Below are 17,280 nucleotides of genomic sequence, written 5' to 3'. Positions count from 1 at the left end.
AACAGACAGCGTTAACAGGCTCGCGGTGGCGAGGGTAAAGCGCGCTAAGGCGCACCGGGCGACAGGGAACGTCATGGCAGGAATTCCGTATGAAATGGAAAGCGGCGGAAGACGGCGGCGGAAGGCCCGCCACCATCAGGCTGAGGTTTGCAGCGGCTCCACGCCGCACCAGTCGTGCATAAACAGCGCCAGCGATGTCGCGACGCGCACCATGCTGTCTACCGAGACGCACTCGTTGAAGCCGTGCACGTTCTGCACCTTTGGGCCGTAGCAGGTGACCGGCACGTCCATCATCAGGCGGAAGTGGCGACCGTCGGTGGTGGCGGTCATCGCAGTGGGCTGCGGCGCTTCTCCAGCGACGCGGCGGTGGGCGTCGGCCAGCAGTTGCATGGCAGGCACGTCTAGGTCGTACTCGCAGCCGGGAGCGTGGAAGCCCTCGTAGCGGATGTCGATGCGCACGTCGCTCTCCCTCAATGCGTCTTCAACGGCGCGAATACGCTTCTCGACCAACTCCTTGGCGGCGTCAATGCTCATGTCCGGGTAGCAAGAGATCCGCATGCCCAACGTGCAGACACTAGGCACCGACGAATTCCAGTCACCGGCGTGGATTTGACCCAAATTGAAGTTGATCGGGTGCGCGTGTTCTCGATAAGCCGGATGCCGGTTTTCCGGCATGTTCCATTCGTGCTCCACCTTTTTCATTTCGTCGACAATACGCAGGCCGATTTCGACAGGGTTGACGCCCGAGGTCATGTTGGCCGCGTGCGCCGGACGACCCACGACATCCACGTACATCCAGTACACGCCTAATTGCGCGCTCATCATGCGTTCGTTCGTGGGTTCGGGAATAACTACCGCGTCGAACGCGCTAAGTTTGGCCGCAGCGATGGCGCTTTGCAGCGCAGAGACGGTGGCCAGCGTGCCGTTGCCGGTGTTTTCTTCTTCCAGCACGCCGTTAAAACCCACTGCGCCCGCAGGCTGCACGCCCAATTCCCGCAAGGCCTTGAAGGCGGCAAGCGCGCAGATGATCCCGGCCTTCATGTCGCCCGCGCCGCGGCCATACAGCCAGCCTTCCCGCACTTCGCCGCTGAATGGCTCCGGATCCCAAAGTTCTTGCGGGCCGGTCGGTACCACATCAAGGTGGCCGTTGAAGAGCACGGCGCGGCCACCGGCGCTGCGCGGCTCGTGGCGTGCCAACACGTTGTAGCGGCCACCGTCCGGGCAGCAGGCGGGGGAATACAGCGGCAGGTTCTTGAGCTCTTCGGTGCGCAGCGCTATCCGCTCGGAAACGAGGCCCAGGTCCGCCAAGGCGGATTCCAGGAATTCCGCTGCGGGCATCTCTTGACCGGGCAGGCTGCGGCATTGCACGAATCCGGCCAGCGTGTCGATCATGTATGGGCGAAGCCGGTTGACGGCTTCTGCGATACGGGCCAGATCCAGCCTGGCTGCTACGGCACTGCTCATTGCACTCTCCTTGTCCACCACGGACTAAATCGCCTCTTAAGTATCATTTATTGATACTTCGATATCTATATGTGGAATGATAGGGGCCGTACAATTGCGAGGCAAGCCGGAAGGCATGGGTGATTTCCCTAGCCTGGAAGAAAGCGAATTACTTCTACAGCGCGTATCCACGTACGGATATCGCCCGCCGAACCAACAGCAAAGACAAGAAGAAACTGGAGTACATCAACATGGCGACAACCGAGACCCGGTTCAACCAATCCCTGGCTAAAGGCTTCGGCATCTTGGAGGCGTTCTCCAATCACCCCGGCCCGCTGAGCCTGAACGAACTCGCGCAGTTATCGGGCCTCGACCGCAGCTCGACCCAGCGCATGTTGCATACGCTTGTGGCCCTTGGGTATCTGGAGCGCGGTAGTAACCAGCGCGGTTATGTGCTGGGGAAGAAGATCCTGGACCGAACGTTTGATTTCTTGCGCGGGCACCCCCTGCTGGAGCGCGCGACCCCCATCCTTGAGCAACTGCAGCAGGAATGCGGCGAGCGCGTGGATCTGAGCCTGTTTGACGACCTGACCATCGTGTATGCGCTACGTCGCCAGACCAAGCGCCAGACCTTCTACGCCACCCTGGTGGGCCGGCGCATGCCCACGTTCTCGTCCTCAGGCGGTCGCGCCATCATGTCGCATCTGCCCGATGACGAAGTCGACGACATCCTGGCACGCAGCCACTTGCGCCCGCTGACGCCTAAGACCATCACCGACCCCGACCTGATCCGGCAGCGCGTGCGCGAAGCGCGGGTGCAGGGCTACGCCATCTGCCAGGAAGAAAGCATGGTGGGCGAGATCGTGCTGGGCAGCGCGGTCGTCGACCACACCGGCCGCCCGATTGGGGCCATACATATCGCCGGCCTGCTGGCCGAATGGACGCTGGATTCCTTCTCGCAGCGCTTCAGTTCATTGGCGATTTCCGCCGCGCGGGCGCTCAGCGGCCGCCCCAACCGCAACTGAATGGGACGTCAAGGATCCGTAGGGTCCTTGACGTGCGCCCTCTTCAACCGCATCAAGGCCGACCCGCGTGCGGCACGTCCACCCGGGTCATCAGAATGCGGCCTTCGGGCTTGGCGCGGCGGTTGGCCTCGATGAAATCCGGGGCGGCGGCCATGAATAGCGTGCAGCCGTCCGGCCCGCCCAGGGCCGCCGCGAAGATGCCGAATTCGCCGGTGTCGATCTGCTCCAGGATCTGGCTGCCGCGCGCCAGCCGCACGATCCGCTTGCCGATGGCGTCAGCCACCCATAGCGCGCCTTCCGCGTCCAGCGCCCCACCGTCCGGGCCGATGGCCGACGCGGCGATCAGCACCGACAGGTCGTCGCTATCCGGCAATGGCCCGAAGTTGGCCCAGTCGCGGCGCGGGCCCAGCGCGCCCGTGGGCAGGATGTCGAATTCCGAGATCCGGTTGCCGAAGGTTTCGTTGACGATCAGCGTCTTGCCGTCCGGCGTGATGAACGAACCGTTGGGAAAGCACAGCCCTTCGGCCACTGCCTGCGCCACGCCGTCCGTGTCCACGCGCACCAGCGTCGTCGTCGCGACCGGCTCGCCGGCCATTAGGTCAAACCCGAAATTGCCCACGTAGGCCCGGCCCTGGTCATCCACCACCATGTCGTTGATGGGGCCGCCCGTAAGCGCCGACAGGTCGGCATGCACGGCCAGCGTGCCGTCGGCCTCGCGGCGCAGCACCTTGCGGTCTTTCATGGATGAGATCAGCAGGCGGCCATCGGGCAGCCAGCCCAGGCCCGAGGGCTGCTCTGGCACGCGGCAGATCTGTTCGATCTTGCCGGCCAGGTCCACGGCGATGACCTGCTCGGTGTAGAAGTCTGACGCCCACAGGCGGTCTTCGTGCCACCGCAGGCCTTCCAGATAGGTGTATCCGGACGCCAGCACGGACAGTTCGCGTTTCGGCATTGCTTGGTCTCCTTTTATGTTCCCGGTCGGGGCCGGTTCTTTATGTTCCCGGTCGGGCCGGTTTTTATTGATACGCCGTTTGGCGGCGGGCCCATTCTGGCACGCCGGAAGGTGTTACTGATACGTCCCCAGCATGACAACTGCGTGTCAGGAGTGCAGCGTTAACATCGCGCCCCAAGGGAAAACCCGCAGTTTGCTGCGGTGCCCTGGCATACCCGTCACCGGACCGCTTTCCCGCCCCGTGCCGGCGGGCGCAGCCCCATTCCCCGGGGTCTTGCAGCGGCGGGCTCCTCGTTTTCCGTTTTGATCATGAATACAAAGAAGCTGACGCGCGCCATCGGCATCGCGATGGTGTTGGGCGTCCTGGTGGGCTACCTCTGCAACAAGACCGCGCAGGACGCCACAGAGGCCGCGCACATTGCCTCGTATTTCAGTCTGGTCACGGATATTTTCCTGCGCATGATCAAGATGATCATTGCCCCGCTGGTGTTCGCCACCCTGGTGTCGGGCCTGGCCAGCATGAGCGACGCCAACGCCGTGGGCCGCATCGGCTTGCGCGCCATGGTCTGGTTCATTGCCGCTTCCGCCGTATCGCTGCTGCTGGGCCTGCTGCTGGTCAATCTATTCCAGCCGGGCGCGCACATGAATCTGGCGATACCCGACGCGGGCTTCACCTCGGGCTTGAAGACGGGCGACTTCACGCTCAAGGCCTTCATTGCGCACGTGTTCCCCAAGAGCATCGCCGAGGCCATGGCCAACAACGAGATCTTGCAGATCCTGGTGTTCTCGCTGTTCTTTGGCGCAGCGTTGTCGTTCATACGCGGCAAGGGCCACCACACGATCTACACCATGATCGACGAGCTGGCCAAGATCATGTTCCGCGTCACCGACTACGTGATGCGCTTTGCGCCGCTGGGCGTGTTCGCCGCCATGGCCGCCGCCATCACCACCGAAGGCCTGGGCGTGCTGGTCAGCTACGGCAAGTTGATTGGCGAGTTCTACCTGGGCCTGGCGCTGCTGTGGGCGATTCTGTTTGGCGTCGGTTACCTGTTCCTGGGCAAGTCCACGCGCCGCCTGGGCGGGCTGATCAAAGAGCCGACCTTGCTGGCGTTTTCCACGGCCAGCAGCGAATCGGCCTATCCGAAGACCATCGAAGCGCTGGAACGTTTTGGCGTGTCCAAGCGCATTTCGGGCTTTGTACTGCCGCTGGGGTACTCGTTCAATCTGGACGGCTCGATGATGTATCAGTCGTTCGCCGTCCTGTTCATTGCGCAGGCTTACAACATTGAGATGAGCTTTGCGCAGCAGTTGACGCTGTTGCTGGTGCTGATGGTGACCAGCAAGGGCATGGCGGGCGTGGCGCGCGCGTCGCTGGTCGTGGTGGCCGCCACCCTGCCGATGTTCCATTTGCCGGAAGCGGGCCTGCTGCTGATCATGGGCATCGACCAGTTTTTCGACATGGGCCGCACCGCGACCAATGTGGTGGGCAACAGCCTGGCCACCGCCGTCATTGCGAAACTGGAAGACGACCGCGACGATGCGGCGGCTTGATCGGGCTGTTGGATCGGGCTGCTTGATCGGGCTGCTTGATCGGGCCACGTAATCGGGCCACGTAATCGGGCCACATGATCGGGCGCTTGACCGCGCCGCAAGCGCGGGCGCAACATAGGCTTCCCGTTCTTGACCTGCGGCGCGGCGTGCCATCCGGCAGCGCCCGCCCCATGCAATGCCATGACACCCCTCCCCCTGCGCGGCATCCTGGCGGCAATCGCCCTGGTTGCCGCCGCCGACGCAAACGCCTGGACCCGCATTTCCTGCGACCTGGCCGGCACAGTCACCACGCCCGCGCTACAGATGCGGCAAAGCCGCACCGACGGCACGACGCTGTCTCAAACCACGTTTCGTATCAAGGTCAAGGCGGCCGACATTCCTGAAGGCGCGCGCGCGGACACGGATTGCACCGAATTCGTAAACCGCGAAATGGACGTGTCGCTGGAGGACACGCCGCCCGGCCAGATTCGCCAGGGCAAGCCAATCAAGCTGCGTTACCGCTACGACGAATCGTTGGGGCAAAGCCTGTCGACAAAATTCGAGCTGGTCCGCTGAAAACCCCGCCGCCGCCACGAGGGCGGATCGGCGGAGCGCGCAACCGGCTTTCAGTGCTGGGTCAGGCTTTCAGTGCTTGATCGGACTTTCAGCGCCTGGCCGGGTTTTCAACTGCTTAGTCGTTGACCGAGCACGACACCGGCGCGCCGTCTTCGAATTCGACGTCATACGTGTGGACCGGATCCCACGGCAGCGTGAACCACAGTTCGTAGCCGTCGCCGTCTTCGTCGAACAGCCACAATGCGCGCAGCACGGCTTTTTCGGCCATGGCGTCGGCGGTTTCTTCCTGCAGCAACTGGTCGTCTTCCAGACCCAGCTTTTTGTAGTGCTCGTACGAATAGTTATCCAGCAGGAACTCGGCCGCTGCCAGGATGTGATCGTCAAGATTGTCGATGATGCCCTTGACCACCTTGGAGGCGCCGCTGTCGGGCTCTTCGCCATCCGTCTGGATCATGACGTGAATGGGGGGCCGGCCATCGCCGGCAGGCACGTTTTCGGCCGCCCACAGATCGGGTTCTTCGGGGTCTTGGGTGAAATTGAATCGTGCCATTGCGCGCTCCGGAAAATTGGATGGCGAGCCGAAAAAGTATCGGCTGCGCCTCAGGCCGTTACGCCTTTCGCCATTTAACCAGATGCGCGGCGACCCGTCTGTGGCTGCCCGCGATGTTTTTGACGCTACACCCGTTCCAGTGCCAAATGCGGCAGTGCGGGAAGCTCGGTTCGGATACTGTCGCCCGGGCTGACCGCCCCGCCCTCGATCACAATCCCCATCACGCCGGCGCGCCGTTGCAGGCTGCCGTCGGGGTTGCGGCCCAGCACGGCGGCCATCAGACCTTTCTGATATTGGTCCAGTTGCACGCACGGATTGCGCAAGCCGGTGATTTCGATGATTGCGTCTTCGCCGATACGCAGTCGCGCCCCGCGCGGCAACGCCAACAGGTCAATACCGCGCGTGGTGATGTTTTCGCCCATCGTGCCTTCGGCCACATTGAAGCCGGCCAGTTGCAGCTCGTCGTGCAATTCCGCCTGAATCAGATGCACCTGGCGCAGGTTGGGCTGCGTGGGGTCGGCCCGCACGCGCGAGCGATGCTTGACGGTCACCCCCTGATGCGCGTCGCCTTCGACGCCCAGCCCCTTGACCAGCAGGATGGTCGGCACGACCGGCTTGCTGAACGCATGCGTTGCGCTTAGCGCCACGGCAATCACGATCGGATTCATCGCGGTACTCCGGAAAAACAGGGTGTCATGCCGCCTCGCGTTGCGCTTCGGGCGACGCCGCCGCGTGCGTGCGCGTCGGCAGATAGTGCGTGGAGAATACCAGCCGGCCGGCCGACCAGGTGTGACTGATCAGTGGCAGCGCGCCAACTTGTGCCACTGCCACCAGATCCGCCCGCTGGCCCACCGCGATCCGGCCCCGATCGGCCAGCCCGCAGGCGTCGGCCGGGTTTGCCGTGACCAGCGCGATGGCTTGCGGCCAGCTCAGGTCGGTTTGCGCCGCCACGGCGAATGCGGCGGCGATCAGCGTGGACGGTTGGTAGTCCGAACACAGGCAGCTGGCCACGCCCGCGCGGATGGCGTCGATGGCGCGCATCGACCCGCTCTGGCTTTGCCCGCGCAACACGTTGGGCGCCCCAAGAATGGTGGGCAGGCCGCAGGAAACCGCCGCGCGCGCCGTGTCCAGCGTGATGGGGAATTCGCTCATCGACACGCCCAGGTTGCGCATCGTGGCGATGCGCTGCACGGAATCATCGTCGTGGCTGGCGGTGGCGATGCCGAGCGCATGCGCGTGCGCCAGCAGTGCCTGCACGCGCGTCACCGCCCCGTCCTTGGCGCGTGTCTTGGCGTGGGCCGCCTCTTCGGCCTGCTCGCGGCTCATGGCGTGGTTGCCCATCATGTATTGCAGATAGGATTCCAGCGTCTTGAACTGCCCCTGCCCCGGCGAATGGTCCATCACCGACAACAGGTCCACCGCGCCTTCGTCCATCAATGCGCGCAATACGTCCACTGAGGTTGGGTCGGTGACTTCGTAGCGGCAATGCACGCGGTTGTCCACCAGGCTGTGCGGGCGGAACGCATGCACCGCGCGCACCACCTGCGCCGCCGTCTGGTTGTTGCGCACGCCCCATTCATTGTTGGCGAAAGACAGCGCATGAAAAGGCGTGGTGATGCCCGCGGCGGCGTTGCGACGGTCGACCTGCGCCACCGCGAAATCGAACGGAAACAGCACGCGCGAGCGAGGCTCCGCTTCCTTTTCGATGGCGTCGCAATGCAGGTCGATCAAGCCGGGCATCAAGGTCTGGCCTTGCAGGTCCACCACGCGGTCCGCCCGCGCGCCGTCCGGCTCGATGGCCACGATGCGGCCGTCATCGATCAGCACCGCGCTGTTCTCCAGCACGCGGTCGGGCATGATCACGCGGGCATGGGTCAGGTATGAGCTTGGCATGAGGGCTCCAGGGCAAGCGTGGCGGGCGGCGCGGGGCGCAGCGCCAGGGTTTGGGTGGCAACGGCGTCGCGCACTTCGGCGTCGTGAAAGATGCCCAGCAGGCAGCGGCCCGCCGCCAGTGCTTCGTGGATCAGCGCGATCACCACGCGGCGGTTGTCGGCATCCAACGACGCCGTGGGTTCGTCCAGCAACAGAATCGGATGGCGCGCAATAAAGCCGCGCGCGATGTTGACGCGCTGCTGCTCGCCGCCGGAAAACGTGGCGGGCGCCAGGCCCCACAAACGCGGCGGCACATTCAAGCGTTGCAGCAAGGCGCCGGCCTGCTCGCGCGCATCGGCGGCGTCCACGCCCGCCACGCGCAGCGGCTCGGCCACCACGTCCAGCGCGGACACCCGGGGAATGACGCGCAGGAACTGGCTGACGTAGCCGATGACGTCGCGGCGCAGCGCCAGGATGCGCTGTTCGGGCGCGCCCACCAGCTCGACCCATTCATCATGGGCGCGCACGCGGATGCTGCCTTCGGTAGCCAGGTAGTTGCCATACAGGCAACGCAGCAAGGTGCTTTTTCCGGTGCCCGACGGGCCGGCCAGCACCAGGCAATCGCCGGCGGCGGCGGTCATGTCCACGGCATCCAGCACGGGCAGATGCATGCCGCCCTGGTTGTGCAGCGTGAACCGTTTCACCAGCCCCCGCACTTCGATCATGGGTAAGGATGCATGCATGGTCAGCTCTGCAAAATGGAAGACACCAGCAACTGGGTGTAGGGGTGTTGAGGGTCGTCAAGAATCTGGTCGGTCAGCCCGCTTTCAACCACAACGCCGCCGCGCATCACCAGCGTGCGATGCGCCAGCAGCCGCGCCACCGCCAGGTCATGCGTGACGACGATGGCGGCCAGGCCCAGGTCCGTGACCAGTTGGCGCAGCAGGTCCAGCAGCCGCGCCTGCACGGACACGTCCAGCGATGCCGTGGGTTCGTCCATGAACACCAGGCGCGGGTGCGTTACCAGGTTGCGGGCGATTTGCAGACGCTGCTGCATGCCGCCGGAAAACGACACCGGCGTATCGTCCAGCCGGCCCACGTCGATCTCCATCTTTTGCAGCCAGTTGCCCGCCACGGCGCGCAGGTCGCCGTAGTGCCGGTCGCCCACCGCCATCAGCCGCTCGGCGATATTGGCGCCCGCACTGACCTGCATGCGCAGCCCGTCGCGGGCGTTCTGCCGCACGAAGCCCCAATCGGTGCGCGACAACAATCGCAGCCGCGCGCCTTGCAGGCCGGCCAGGTCGATGAAGCCCTGGTCACGCGTGTCGTACCAGACGCTGCCTGCATCGGGCGCGGTCTGGTGCGACACGGCCGACAGCAAGGTGCTTTTGCCCGAGCCCGATTCCCCCACGATGCACAGCACTTCGCCCGGATACAGGTCAAAGCTGACGTCGCGGCAGCCGTGCACGCCGTCCCACGTGCGGGTCAGCTTGCGCACGGAAAGCAGTGGATGCGCGTTCATGCGGCGGCCTCGTTGTCGCGTTGCTGCGTTTGGCGGTGATTGCAGTATTCGGTGTCCGAACACACAAAGCGGCGTGTGCCGGCGTCGTCCAGGATGATCTCGTCCAGATAGCTGTCCCGCGAGCCGCACAGGTCGCAGCATTCGGCCCAGGTTTCCACGGTGAACGGGTGATCGTCGAAGTCCAGGCTCTTGACCGAGGTGTAGGGCGGCACGGCGTAGACGCGCTTTTCGCGGCCGGCGCCGAACAGCATCAGCGCGGGGCTGCCGTCCAGCTTGGGGTTGTCGAACTTCGGGATGGGTGACGGCCGCATCATGTAGCGGTCGTTCACGATGACGGGGTAATCGTAGGTGGTGGCAATGTGGCCATGTTGCGCGATGTCTTCGTACAGCTTCACGTGCATGCCGCCGTACTCGGCCAGCGCGTGCATGGTGCGCGTTTCGGTTTCGCTGGGTTCCAACCAGCGCAGGGGCTCGGGGATGGGCACCTGGAACACCATGACTTGCCCTTCGCGCAGCGGGGTTTCCGGGATGCGGTGGCGGCTTTGCACAATAGTCGCCGCGGGCGTGGACGTGGTGGTGGCCACGCCCGTGACGCGGCCGAAGAAGCGGCGGATGTTGATGGCGTTGGTCGTGTCGTCCGACCCCTGGTCGATGACCTTGAGCACGTCATCCGTGCCGATGATGGCCGCCGTTACCTGGATGCCGCCCGTGCCCCAGCCATACGGCAGCGGCATTTCGCGGCTGCCGAACGGCACCTGGTAGCCGGGGATGGCCACGGCCTTGAGCAAGGCGCGGCGCAACATGCGCTTGGTGGATTCGTCCAGGTAGGCAAAGTTGTAGTGCTCGTCGCGCGGGACCGTGGCGGCCGAGGCGGTGGCCGGATCGTTGGCTATGGCGCGGACCGTGGCGTTGGCCATCGCGTCCGCCTTGTTGTTCAGCGTTGCATTCGTGTTCGGGGTCATTGCGAAACAGCCTCGTCCATCAGGTCGCGGGAAGCGGGTTGCGGCGCGTGCCGGTCGGCGCGCAGCCGGCGCAGCAGTTCCAGGTTGGCCTGGAAGTCCACGTAGTGCGGCAGCTTCAAGTGCTGCACAAAACCGGACGCCTCGACGTTGTCGCTGTGATACAGCACGAATTCGTGATCGTTGGCGGGCGAGTCGGCGCGCTCGCCCAGCTCTTGCGCCTTTAGCGCACGGTCCACCAGCGCCATCGACATGGCCCGGCGTTCGCCGTAGCCGAACGTCAGGCCGTAGCCGCGCGTGAACTTCGGGCCGTCTTCGCCGTTGCCGGCGAACTGGCTGACCATCTGGCATTCGGTGATTTCGATTTCGCCCACCGTGACGGCAAAGCCCAGCTCTTCCACCATCATGTCGACTTCCAGCGTGCCGTAGCGGATCTCGGCGGCGAAGGGATGGGTGTTGCCATAGCCGCGCTGCGTGGAATAGCCCATGGACAACAGAAAGCCCTCGTCGGCGCGTGCCAGGTTTTGCAAGCGTGCCGGGCGCGATGCCGGAAATTCCATCGGCTGGCGCGTCAGGTCGAAAGGCTCGGGGTCGCCCTCGGGCACGGGTTCGGCGTCGATCAGGTCATCGTGCGCCAGCAGGTCCGTCACGCGCGGCATGTCGCTGTCCAGGGCGTCAGCGCCCGGGGGCAGCGCGTCGGCCTCGCGCTGGGCCGCCAGCGTGAAGTCCAGCAGGCGCTGCGTGTAGTCGTAGGTGGGGCCCAGGATCTGGCCGCCGGGCACGTCCTTGAACGTGGACGAAATGCGGCGTTGCAGGCGCATGGCGCCGGTGTCGATCGGCTGCGTATAGCCCAGCCGCGACAGCGTTGTGCGATAGGCTCGCAGCAGGAACACGGCTTCGATCTGGTCGCCGGCGGCTTGCTTTAGCGCCAGCGCGGCAAGTTGCGGATCGTAGAGCGAGCCCTCGGCCATCACGCGTGACACGGCCAGCGGCATCTGTTCGCGGATCTGGTCCAGGCTTAGCTCGGGCACCTCGCGGTTGCCGCGGCGGTAGTCGTCCAGCATGCGATAGGAATTCAGGATGGCGCGCTCGCCCCCTTTGACGGCGACGTACATGTCAGTTCTCCACGCGCGTGGTGCGCGGCAATCCACAGATCCGCTCGCCTTGCGTCAGGAACACGTCGACGCCCAGCGGGAAACGTTGGTGGTTCAGGCGCCATTCGCGCCAAAAGCCGTCGGGCAAGCCCGCTACCGACAGCGTGTGACGGGTCTGGATGCCGGGGCCGCCGAGGCTGACGGTGTCATGCGCGGCGTTCATGACGCCGTCGTCGGCCAGCGCGCCGACGTCGATCAGCAAAGTGGTGGACAGGTCGGGATACGCCGGGTCGCCCGCGTGGCAGGCCGACAGCGCGGGCGCGGCGTGGCCGGACGGCACGGCGGCAAAGCGGGCCAGCGACGGCGACGGCACGAAGGGGCATCCGCAGTGAAAGCGCAGGAACGTCACGACGTTCTCGTTCACGCCGGGGGGCAACCACAGCGGGGTGTCACCGTCCGCCAGCGTCAGCAACAACGCCGTCATCGCCATCGAAAGCCCGGCGGGCACGCCGGTGCGCGCGGTGATCCGCTGGATGCGACCGGGATGCGCCAACGCGCGCAGCGCGGCGCGGAAGGTGGTTTGCGCATCGTTGACGGGGTCGGCAAACCCGGGCAACAAGCCGCGCCGCGCGGCGGGCGCGGCGGGCGCGACGTCGGTGCGGATCGGCATCGCCTGGGCTTGCAGGTCCTGTGCTTGCGCGCTGTGTGCTTGCAGGCTTTGTGCCTGCATGGTCTGTGTCGGCATGTCAGTCCTCGCCCCGCACCATCGTGAAGAATTCGACCTTGGTTTGCGCGGCCACGCGGGCCTGGGCATCGACCTTGTCGGCATGCGCCCGCGCCAGCGGCTGGATCACTTGTGCATCCACCGTGTCGTGCCATTCGGGCAGTTGCAGCAGCGCGTCGGCCACGGCGGCCTGTTCGGCGTGCCGGGCGCTGCGCCCCTGCACATAGGCCATGCCCACCACGCCGTCGGCCAGCGTGACGGCGCAACGTGTCACCGTCATTTCGCCAAGGTTGAAGCGCGCCCCGGTGCCGCCGCTACGCGCCCGCACCATCGCCATGCCGGTCTGCGCGGGCCGCAGCATCTGGTGGGCGGGTACGCCGCCCAGCCCGCTGAAAGCGCCTTCCAGCGCGGCCGGGTCGGCCAACGACAGCACGCGCATCCAGGCGGCACGCCTGGCGTTCGCCGCGGTCTGCCCTGCTTGTGAGTGATCCATTATTTCCTCTACACGTCTAGACGACTGGATGAAGTATGATCGCTGAGAAATTGAAGTTCAACAGTCTGGCGTGAATTTTTGATGACAGTTGCGGCGGCGATGCATCGGCTGCACATCGCCTACCCGGCCGCCGCCGCATGGTGCACAATCACAGCCATTCTTCATGAAGCTGATGTGACAGCAAGAGCGCACCCTATGGTCGAACGAGGTTCCGGCATCGCCGTCTGGCGGCAAATTGGCGAGTCCCTGGCGGACGACATCCGCAACAAGCTCTATATGGCGGGCGAACAGCTGCCGTCCGAGCCCGAACTGGCCGCCAAGTTTTCGGTCAACCGGCACACCATCCGCCGCGCCATGGGCGAGCTTGAGCAAAGCGGGCTGGTGCGCATCGAACAGGGCCGCGGCACGTTCGTGCAAGAACACGCCATTGATTACGCCATCGGCAAGCGCACGCGCTTTTCCGAAAACCTGCGTAGCCAGGGCGTGCTGGGCCACCAGGAGGCGCTGGGCAGCCAGACGCTGCGCGCCGCCGATATCGCCAAGCACCTGGGCCTGGCTCGCACTGCGCCGTTGTTGCGCGTGCAGATTGTTGGCAAGGCCGAAAACCGAACCATCAGTACCTCTGAACACTACTTCGACGAAAAGCGCTTTCCCGATTTTGCCGACCGGCTGACCGCGCTGCGCTCGGTGTCGAAGGTGTATGGCCACTACGGCATTGGCGACTACACGCGCAAGTGGTCGCGCATTACCGCCACACTGCCCACGCCCGAAATCGCGCGCTTGCTGGGTCAGCCCAAAACGCGGCCCATCCTGCAAGTGGAAGCCTTGAACGTGGACCAGGAGGGCGCGCCGTTGCAATACAGCATCACCCGCTTTGTCGGCGACCTGGTGCAGCTGATGGTGGCGGACGACAGCTGATCGGCCGGCTCGCCGTGCCGCGCACCGACGCTGAAAATGCAATATCAATCATCTAGACATCTGGCTGTCATGCTAGACCGATAACTTGGCGCAATGAACTCACACGCCCCCTCGCCCCTGGCCGGTGTCACAGGCCAACGCATCCTGACGCCGCGCGGCGTTGAACAGGCCAGCCTGCGCTTTCAAGGCGGACTGATCGACGACGGCGCAAGCGCCCCCGCGCGCGGCGCGCCGTGGTTCGACGCCGGCAGCCTGCTGGTGCTGCCCGGCATCGTGGACTTGCACGGCGACGCGTTTGAACGCGCCATCATGCCGCGCCCCAGTGTCACCTTTCCGTATGACAGCGCGTTGTTCGATGTCGACCGCCAGTTGTTGGCCAACGGCATCACCACCGAATTCCATGGCGTGACCCTGTCCTGGGAAGGCGGCCTGCGCGGCGAAGCCTATGCCGAACGCATGTTCGACGCGCTGGAGCGCATGAAGCCGATGATGGGCGCACGGCATTATGTGCACCTGCGTTTTGAAACCCACCACATCGGCGGCGTGGACCTGGCGCAGCAGTGGATCCGCGATGGCCGGGTGCGCTTTCTGGCGTTGAACGATCACCTGCCCAGCATGGCGCGCCGTCTTGGCGATGAACGCAAGCTGATGCAGTACGCAGACCGCGCGCAGTGCGATCTGGACACCTTCCAGCAACGCATCCGCGCCGCGATGTCGGCGGCGGATTCCGTGGCGGACGCCATGCGTGACCTGGCGCTGTGCGCGCAGGCCGCGGGCCTGAAGGTGGCCTCGCACGACGACCCCGACGCCGCCACGCGCCGCTACTACCACCAGCTGGGTTGCGGCGTAGCCGAATTTCCGCTGACCCGCGAAGCCGCCTGCGTCGCCCGCGACCTGGGCAACGCCGTGGTCTTCGGCGCGCCCAACGTCGTGCGCGGCGGCAGCCATACGGGCGCGCCGGGCGCCACGCAGATGATCCAGGCCGGGCTGTGCGACGTCCTGACGTCCGACTACTACTACCCCGCGCCGCTGGCCGCCGTGATGCGGCTGGTGCAGGACGGCGTGTTGCCGCTGGCGCGGGCCTGGAACCTGGTGTCGATGAACCCCGCGCGCGCCGCCGGCCTGAAAGACCGGGGCGCCTTGGCGCCGGGCCTGATCGCCGACGCCATCGTGGTGGACGACCATCTGCCGGGACTGCCGCGCGTGGTGGCCGCCATAGTCGGCGGCGAACTGCGCTATGCCACGCGGGTCTTCGGCGACGATCACAGCCAACGCATGGCGGCCTGACCATGGCGCTTGCGCATCGCTACGCCCTGTACCTGTCGCCCGCCAAACCCTGGCGCGATGTTGGCAGCCGCTGGCTGGGACGCTGCGCCGACACGGGCGCGGCGCTGCCGCCCCTGCCGGGCATGCCATCCGCCGCGCGCGACTGGACTACCGCGCCACGCCATTACGGCCTGCATGCCACGCTGAAGCCGCCCTTTCGCCTGGCATCGGGCGCGACCCCGCAGGCGCTGGACGACGCGGCTCGCACGCTTGCGCGCGGCTTTGCGCCTTTTAGCGTCATGTTGGAATGCGCCACGCTGCGCGGCTTCCTGGCCTGGCGCATCGCGCAGGCGGATGCCGATGGCCACAGCCACATCCAGGCCTTGGCGGACGCGGCCGTGCGCGATCTTGACGCCCTGCGTGCGCCCCCCACCGCCGACGAACTGGCAAGGCGCCAGGCCACTGCGTTGACGCCCGCGCAGCAAGCCATGTTGGCGCGCTGGGGCTACCCCTATGTCTTCGATACGTACACGTTCCACATCACCCTGACCGGCAAGTTGGAAGGCGACGCGCTGGCCGCGGCGCAACACAGCGTGGCCGCCTTTGCCGAGCCGTTGCGCGGGCAGGCCATGCCCGTGTCTGGCGTCAGCCTGTTCGTGCAGCCGGAGCCGGGTGCGGATTTCGTCGCCGCGCGCCACTACCATTTCGACGGCGCGCAAACAGACGCCATCGGCGTGCAGGCCTTGCAAGGCGCCCCCGCGCCATGACCGGGCCCGCACCGGTTCCGCCGCCGGCTTGCGGCGCGCGGCTGATCTACTTGATGGGCGCATCGGGCAGCGGCAAGGACACGCTGCTGCGTCGTGTGCGCGCCCAATTGCACGCGCATGAACCCGTGCTGGTGGCGCACCGCTACATCACGCGCGACAGCGGCGCCACGGAAGACGCGCTGTCTTTGACGCCTGACGAATTCGACAGCCGCGCGGCCTTGGGTTGCTTTGCGATGCGTTGGGCCAGCCACGGGCTGCAATACGGCATCGGCATCGAAATCGACACCTGGCTGGCGTGTGGCGCGGTGGTGATCGTGAACGGTTCGCGCGCGCACCTGCCCATCGCGCACGCGCGCTATCCCGCGTTGACGGCGGTAGCGCTGACCGTTGCCCCGGCGCTGCTTGCGCAGCGGCTGGCGGGCCGGGGCCGTGAAAGCGGCGAGCAGATCGCACAACGGCTGGCACGCGCGTCGCAGGACTACGCGGTGCCGGCGCAGTGCGTGATACGGCGCGTCAGCAACGATGCCGACCCCGATGTGGCGGCCGCCGAGTTGCTGGACATCGTGCGGCGAACAATCGCCGTTTAGGCCGGAGCCGGGGCCGCCCCCGTACCAATGGACGCCCCCGCGTCGCCGCACAGGTCCAGCAGGATCTCCGAAAACCGTTCCTCGGCCGCCAGCACCTGATCGCGTTTGCGTCGGATCAGGTTGATGGGCGGCAGTTCCCACCCGAAGTCCCAGGGCGGCATGCCCAGCTTTCCGCGCTGGCAAAGCTCGCGCGCGATGTCTTCCGGCACCACGGATATCAGCGTTTCGTTCATCGTCAACATGCCTTCGATGACATCCGTGGAATAGGCTTCCAGCACGGGGGACGGCGGCCGCAATCCCGCGCGGATGAAGTGTTCAACGATCAATTGCCGCGTGGGGGTGTTGGCGGCGGGCAGCACCCAATCCATGGCGGCGACAGCGGCCCAATCCGGCTTGCGCCGCGCCAGCCGTTGCGCCAGCCTGCTGTGGGCGATCAGGCGCGGCCGCTGGCGGTACAGGACCTTGTGCATCAGGTCATCCAGCGCCACGGTGGACGTGGCCCGGCTGATGATGCAATCCAGCTCGTGGCGGCGCAGCATGGGCACCAGGTGGTCCGTGGTCGCGCGATGCAGGGTCAACGTGACGCCATAACGCTGATGCAGGCGGCTGATGGCGGCGGTCAGCAAGGCGCTGGACACGTAGGGCACCACGCCCACGTTCAGGTGCGCGGAATGGCCGGCATGCAGCGCCTGGACTTCGCGCGCCCATAGGTCCAGGTCGCTTTGCAGGTGGCGCGCGCGCACCAGCGCCAGGTTGCCCAGCGGCGTGGGCAACAGGCCACGACCGCTGCGCAGGAACAGCGGCCCGCCGAAAATATCTTCAAGTTCGGCCAGCGCCTTGGTGACGGCGGGCTGGCTGATGCCGGTAGCCGCCGCCACACGAGTCAGGGACCCATGCCGGGCAATGTTGGCCAGCAGGGCCAGATGACGGTGCTTCAGGCGATTGGACAGTCGGGTGGGGTCCCAGCTCATGCGGTACTCGGTGGCGTTCTATAACCGGACG

19 protein-coding genes are annotated in these 17,280 nt (G+C 65.7%); 7 read left to right on the top strand and 12 right to left on the bottom strand.

What is annotated here, in order from left to right:
• Positions 1-135: 135 nt before the first annotated feature.
• Positions 136-1,464, bottom strand: coding sequence for an ArgE/DapE family deacylase (locus YH64_RS11710; RefSeq protein WP_046804406.1), 1,329 nt, complete (start codon positions 1,462-1,464; stop codon positions 136-138).
• 119 nt (positions 1,465-1,583) lie between these two features.
• Between YH64_RS11710 and YH64_RS11705 the strand changes: the two genes are divergently transcribed.
• A complete protein-coding gene (locus YH64_RS11705; protein ID WP_255444344.1) occupies positions 1,584-2,468 on the top strand; it encodes an IclR family transcriptional regulator in 885 nt (294 codons plus the stop codon).
• A 52-nt stretch (positions 2,469-2,520) separates the two neighbouring features.
• Here the strand turns inward: YH64_RS11705 and YH64_RS11700 are convergent, their stop codons facing one another.
• Positions 2,521-3,420 (bottom strand): SMP-30/gluconolactonase/LRE family protein, encoded by a 900-nt coding sequence (locus YH64_RS11700; RefSeq protein ID WP_046804405.1) that lies wholly within the window; start codon positions 3,418-3,420, stop codon positions 2,521-2,523.
• A gap of 309 nt (positions 3,421-3,729) precedes the next feature.
• Here YH64_RS11700 and YH64_RS11695 point away from each other — a divergent pair, with 309 nt between their 5' ends.
• Both YH64_RS11695 and YH64_RS11690 read left to right on the top strand, forming a co-directional pair.
• On the top strand, positions 3,730-4,971 hold the full coding sequence (locus tag YH64_RS11695; protein ID WP_143215339.1) for a dicarboxylate/amino acid:cation symporter: 1,242 nt from the start codon (positions 3,730-3,732) through the stop codon (positions 4,969-4,971).
• Positions 4,972-5,151: 180 nt separating this feature from the next.
• A complete protein-coding gene (locus YH64_RS11690) occupies positions 5,152-5,526 on the top strand; it encodes a hypothetical protein (RefSeq protein ID WP_046804404.1) in 375 nt (124 codons plus the stop codon).
• Positions 5,527-5,641: 115 nt separating this feature from the next.
• Here the strand turns inward: YH64_RS11690 and YH64_RS11685 are convergent, their stop codons facing one another.
• The 9 genes from YH64_RS11685 to phnG all read right to left on the bottom strand — a co-directional run bounded on the left by YH64_RS11685 (position 5,642) and on the right by phnG (position 12,740).
• A complete protein-coding gene (locus tag YH64_RS11685; RefSeq protein ID WP_046804403.1) occupies positions 5,642-6,076 on the bottom strand; it encodes a hypothetical protein in 435 nt (144 codons plus the stop codon).
• Between the two features lie 125 nt (positions 6,077-6,201).
• Positions 6,202-6,744, bottom strand: coding sequence for an MOSC domain-containing protein (locus YH64_RS11680; protein ID WP_046804402.1), 543 nt, complete (start codon positions 6,742-6,744; stop codon positions 6,202-6,204).
• A 25-nt stretch (positions 6,745-6,769) separates the two neighbouring features.
• A complete protein-coding gene (locus tag YH64_RS11675; protein ID WP_046804401.1) occupies positions 6,770-7,969 on the bottom strand; it encodes an alpha-D-ribose 1-methylphosphonate 5-triphosphate diphosphatase in 1,200 nt (399 codons plus the stop codon).
• Positions 7,951-8,691 carry a phosphonate C-P lyase system protein PhnL gene (gene phnL / locus YH64_RS11670; RefSeq protein ID WP_046804400.1) on the bottom strand — a complete coding sequence of 247 codons (741 nt, stop codon included), beginning with the start codon at positions 8,689-8,691 and terminating at the stop codon, positions 7,951-7,953. Before phnL ends, YH64_RS11675 begins: the two co-directional genes overlap by 19 nt.
• A gap of 2 nt (positions 8,692-8,693) precedes the next feature.
• Positions 8,694-9,470 carry a phosphonate C-P lyase system protein PhnK gene (gene phnK / locus YH64_RS11665; RefSeq protein WP_046804399.1) on the bottom strand — a complete coding sequence of 259 codons (777 nt, stop codon included), beginning with the start codon at positions 9,468-9,470 and terminating at the stop codon, positions 8,694-8,696.
• A complete protein-coding gene (locus YH64_RS11660; protein WP_046804492.1) occupies positions 9,467-10,387 on the bottom strand; it encodes an alpha-D-ribose 1-methylphosphonate 5-phosphate C-P-lyase PhnJ in 921 nt (306 codons plus the stop codon). Before YH64_RS11660 ends, phnK begins: the two co-directional genes overlap by 4 nt.
• 41 nt (positions 10,388-10,428) lie before the next feature.
• Positions 10,429-11,544: a carbon-phosphorus lyase complex subunit PhnI gene (locus tag YH64_RS11655; RefSeq protein WP_046804398.1), complete on the bottom strand. Its 1,116-nt coding sequence runs from the start codon at positions 11,542-11,544 to the stop codon at positions 10,429-10,431.
• A 1-nt stretch (position 11,545) separates the two neighbouring features.
• Entirely contained in the window at positions 11,546-12,193 is a 648-nt protein-coding gene (gene phnH / locus YH64_RS11650; protein WP_185975372.1) for a phosphonate C-P lyase system protein PhnH, read from the bottom strand.
• 76 nt (positions 12,194-12,269) lie between these two features.
• Entirely contained in the window at positions 12,270-12,740 is a 471-nt protein-coding gene (gene phnG / locus YH64_RS11645) for a phosphonate C-P lyase system protein PhnG (protein ID WP_046804396.1), read from the bottom strand.
• Positions 12,741-12,935: 195 nt separating this feature from the next.
• Between phnG and phnF the strand changes: the two genes are divergently transcribed.
• From phnF to phnN, 4 genes are all read left to right on the top strand, one after another.
• A complete protein-coding gene (gene phnF / locus YH64_RS11640) occupies positions 12,936-13,658 on the top strand; it encodes a phosphonate metabolism transcriptional regulator PhnF (protein WP_046804395.1) in 723 nt (240 codons plus the stop codon).
• Positions 13,659-13,751: 93 nt separating this feature from the next.
• On the top strand, positions 13,752-14,945 hold the full coding sequence (locus YH64_RS11635) for an alpha-D-ribose 1-methylphosphonate 5-triphosphate diphosphatase (protein ID WP_046804394.1): 1,194 nt from the start codon (positions 13,752-13,754) through the stop codon (positions 14,943-14,945).
• A 2-nt stretch (positions 14,946-14,947) separates the two neighbouring features.
• Positions 14,948-15,691, top strand: a complete 744-nt coding sequence (locus YH64_RS11630) for a DUF1045 domain-containing protein (protein WP_046804393.1) — start codon at positions 14,948-14,950, stop codon at positions 15,689-15,691.
• Positions 15,688-16,278 (top strand): phosphonate metabolism protein/1,5-bisphosphokinase (PRPP-forming) PhnN, encoded by a 591-nt coding sequence (phnN, locus tag YH64_RS11625; RefSeq protein ID WP_046804392.1) that lies wholly within the window; start codon positions 15,688-15,690, stop codon positions 16,276-16,278. The genes YH64_RS11630 and phnN overlap by 4 nt, the downstream gene beginning before the upstream one ends.
• On the opposite strand, the gene YH64_RS11620 is transcribed toward phnN, so the two are convergent.
• Entirely contained in the window at positions 16,275-17,249 is a 975-nt protein-coding gene (locus YH64_RS11620; RefSeq protein WP_046804391.1) for a LysR family transcriptional regulator, read from the bottom strand. The genes phnN and YH64_RS11620 overlap by 4 nt on opposite strands.
• Positions 17,250-17,280: the final 31 nt, after the last annotated feature.

Source organism: Achromobacter sp. LC458 (genome assembly GCF_001005835.2).
Lineage (GTDB): Bacteria > Pseudomonadota > Gammaproteobacteria > Burkholderiales > Burkholderiaceae_B > Achromobacter > Achromobacter spanius_B.
This window is presented reverse-complemented; position numbering and strand designations above follow the sequence as displayed.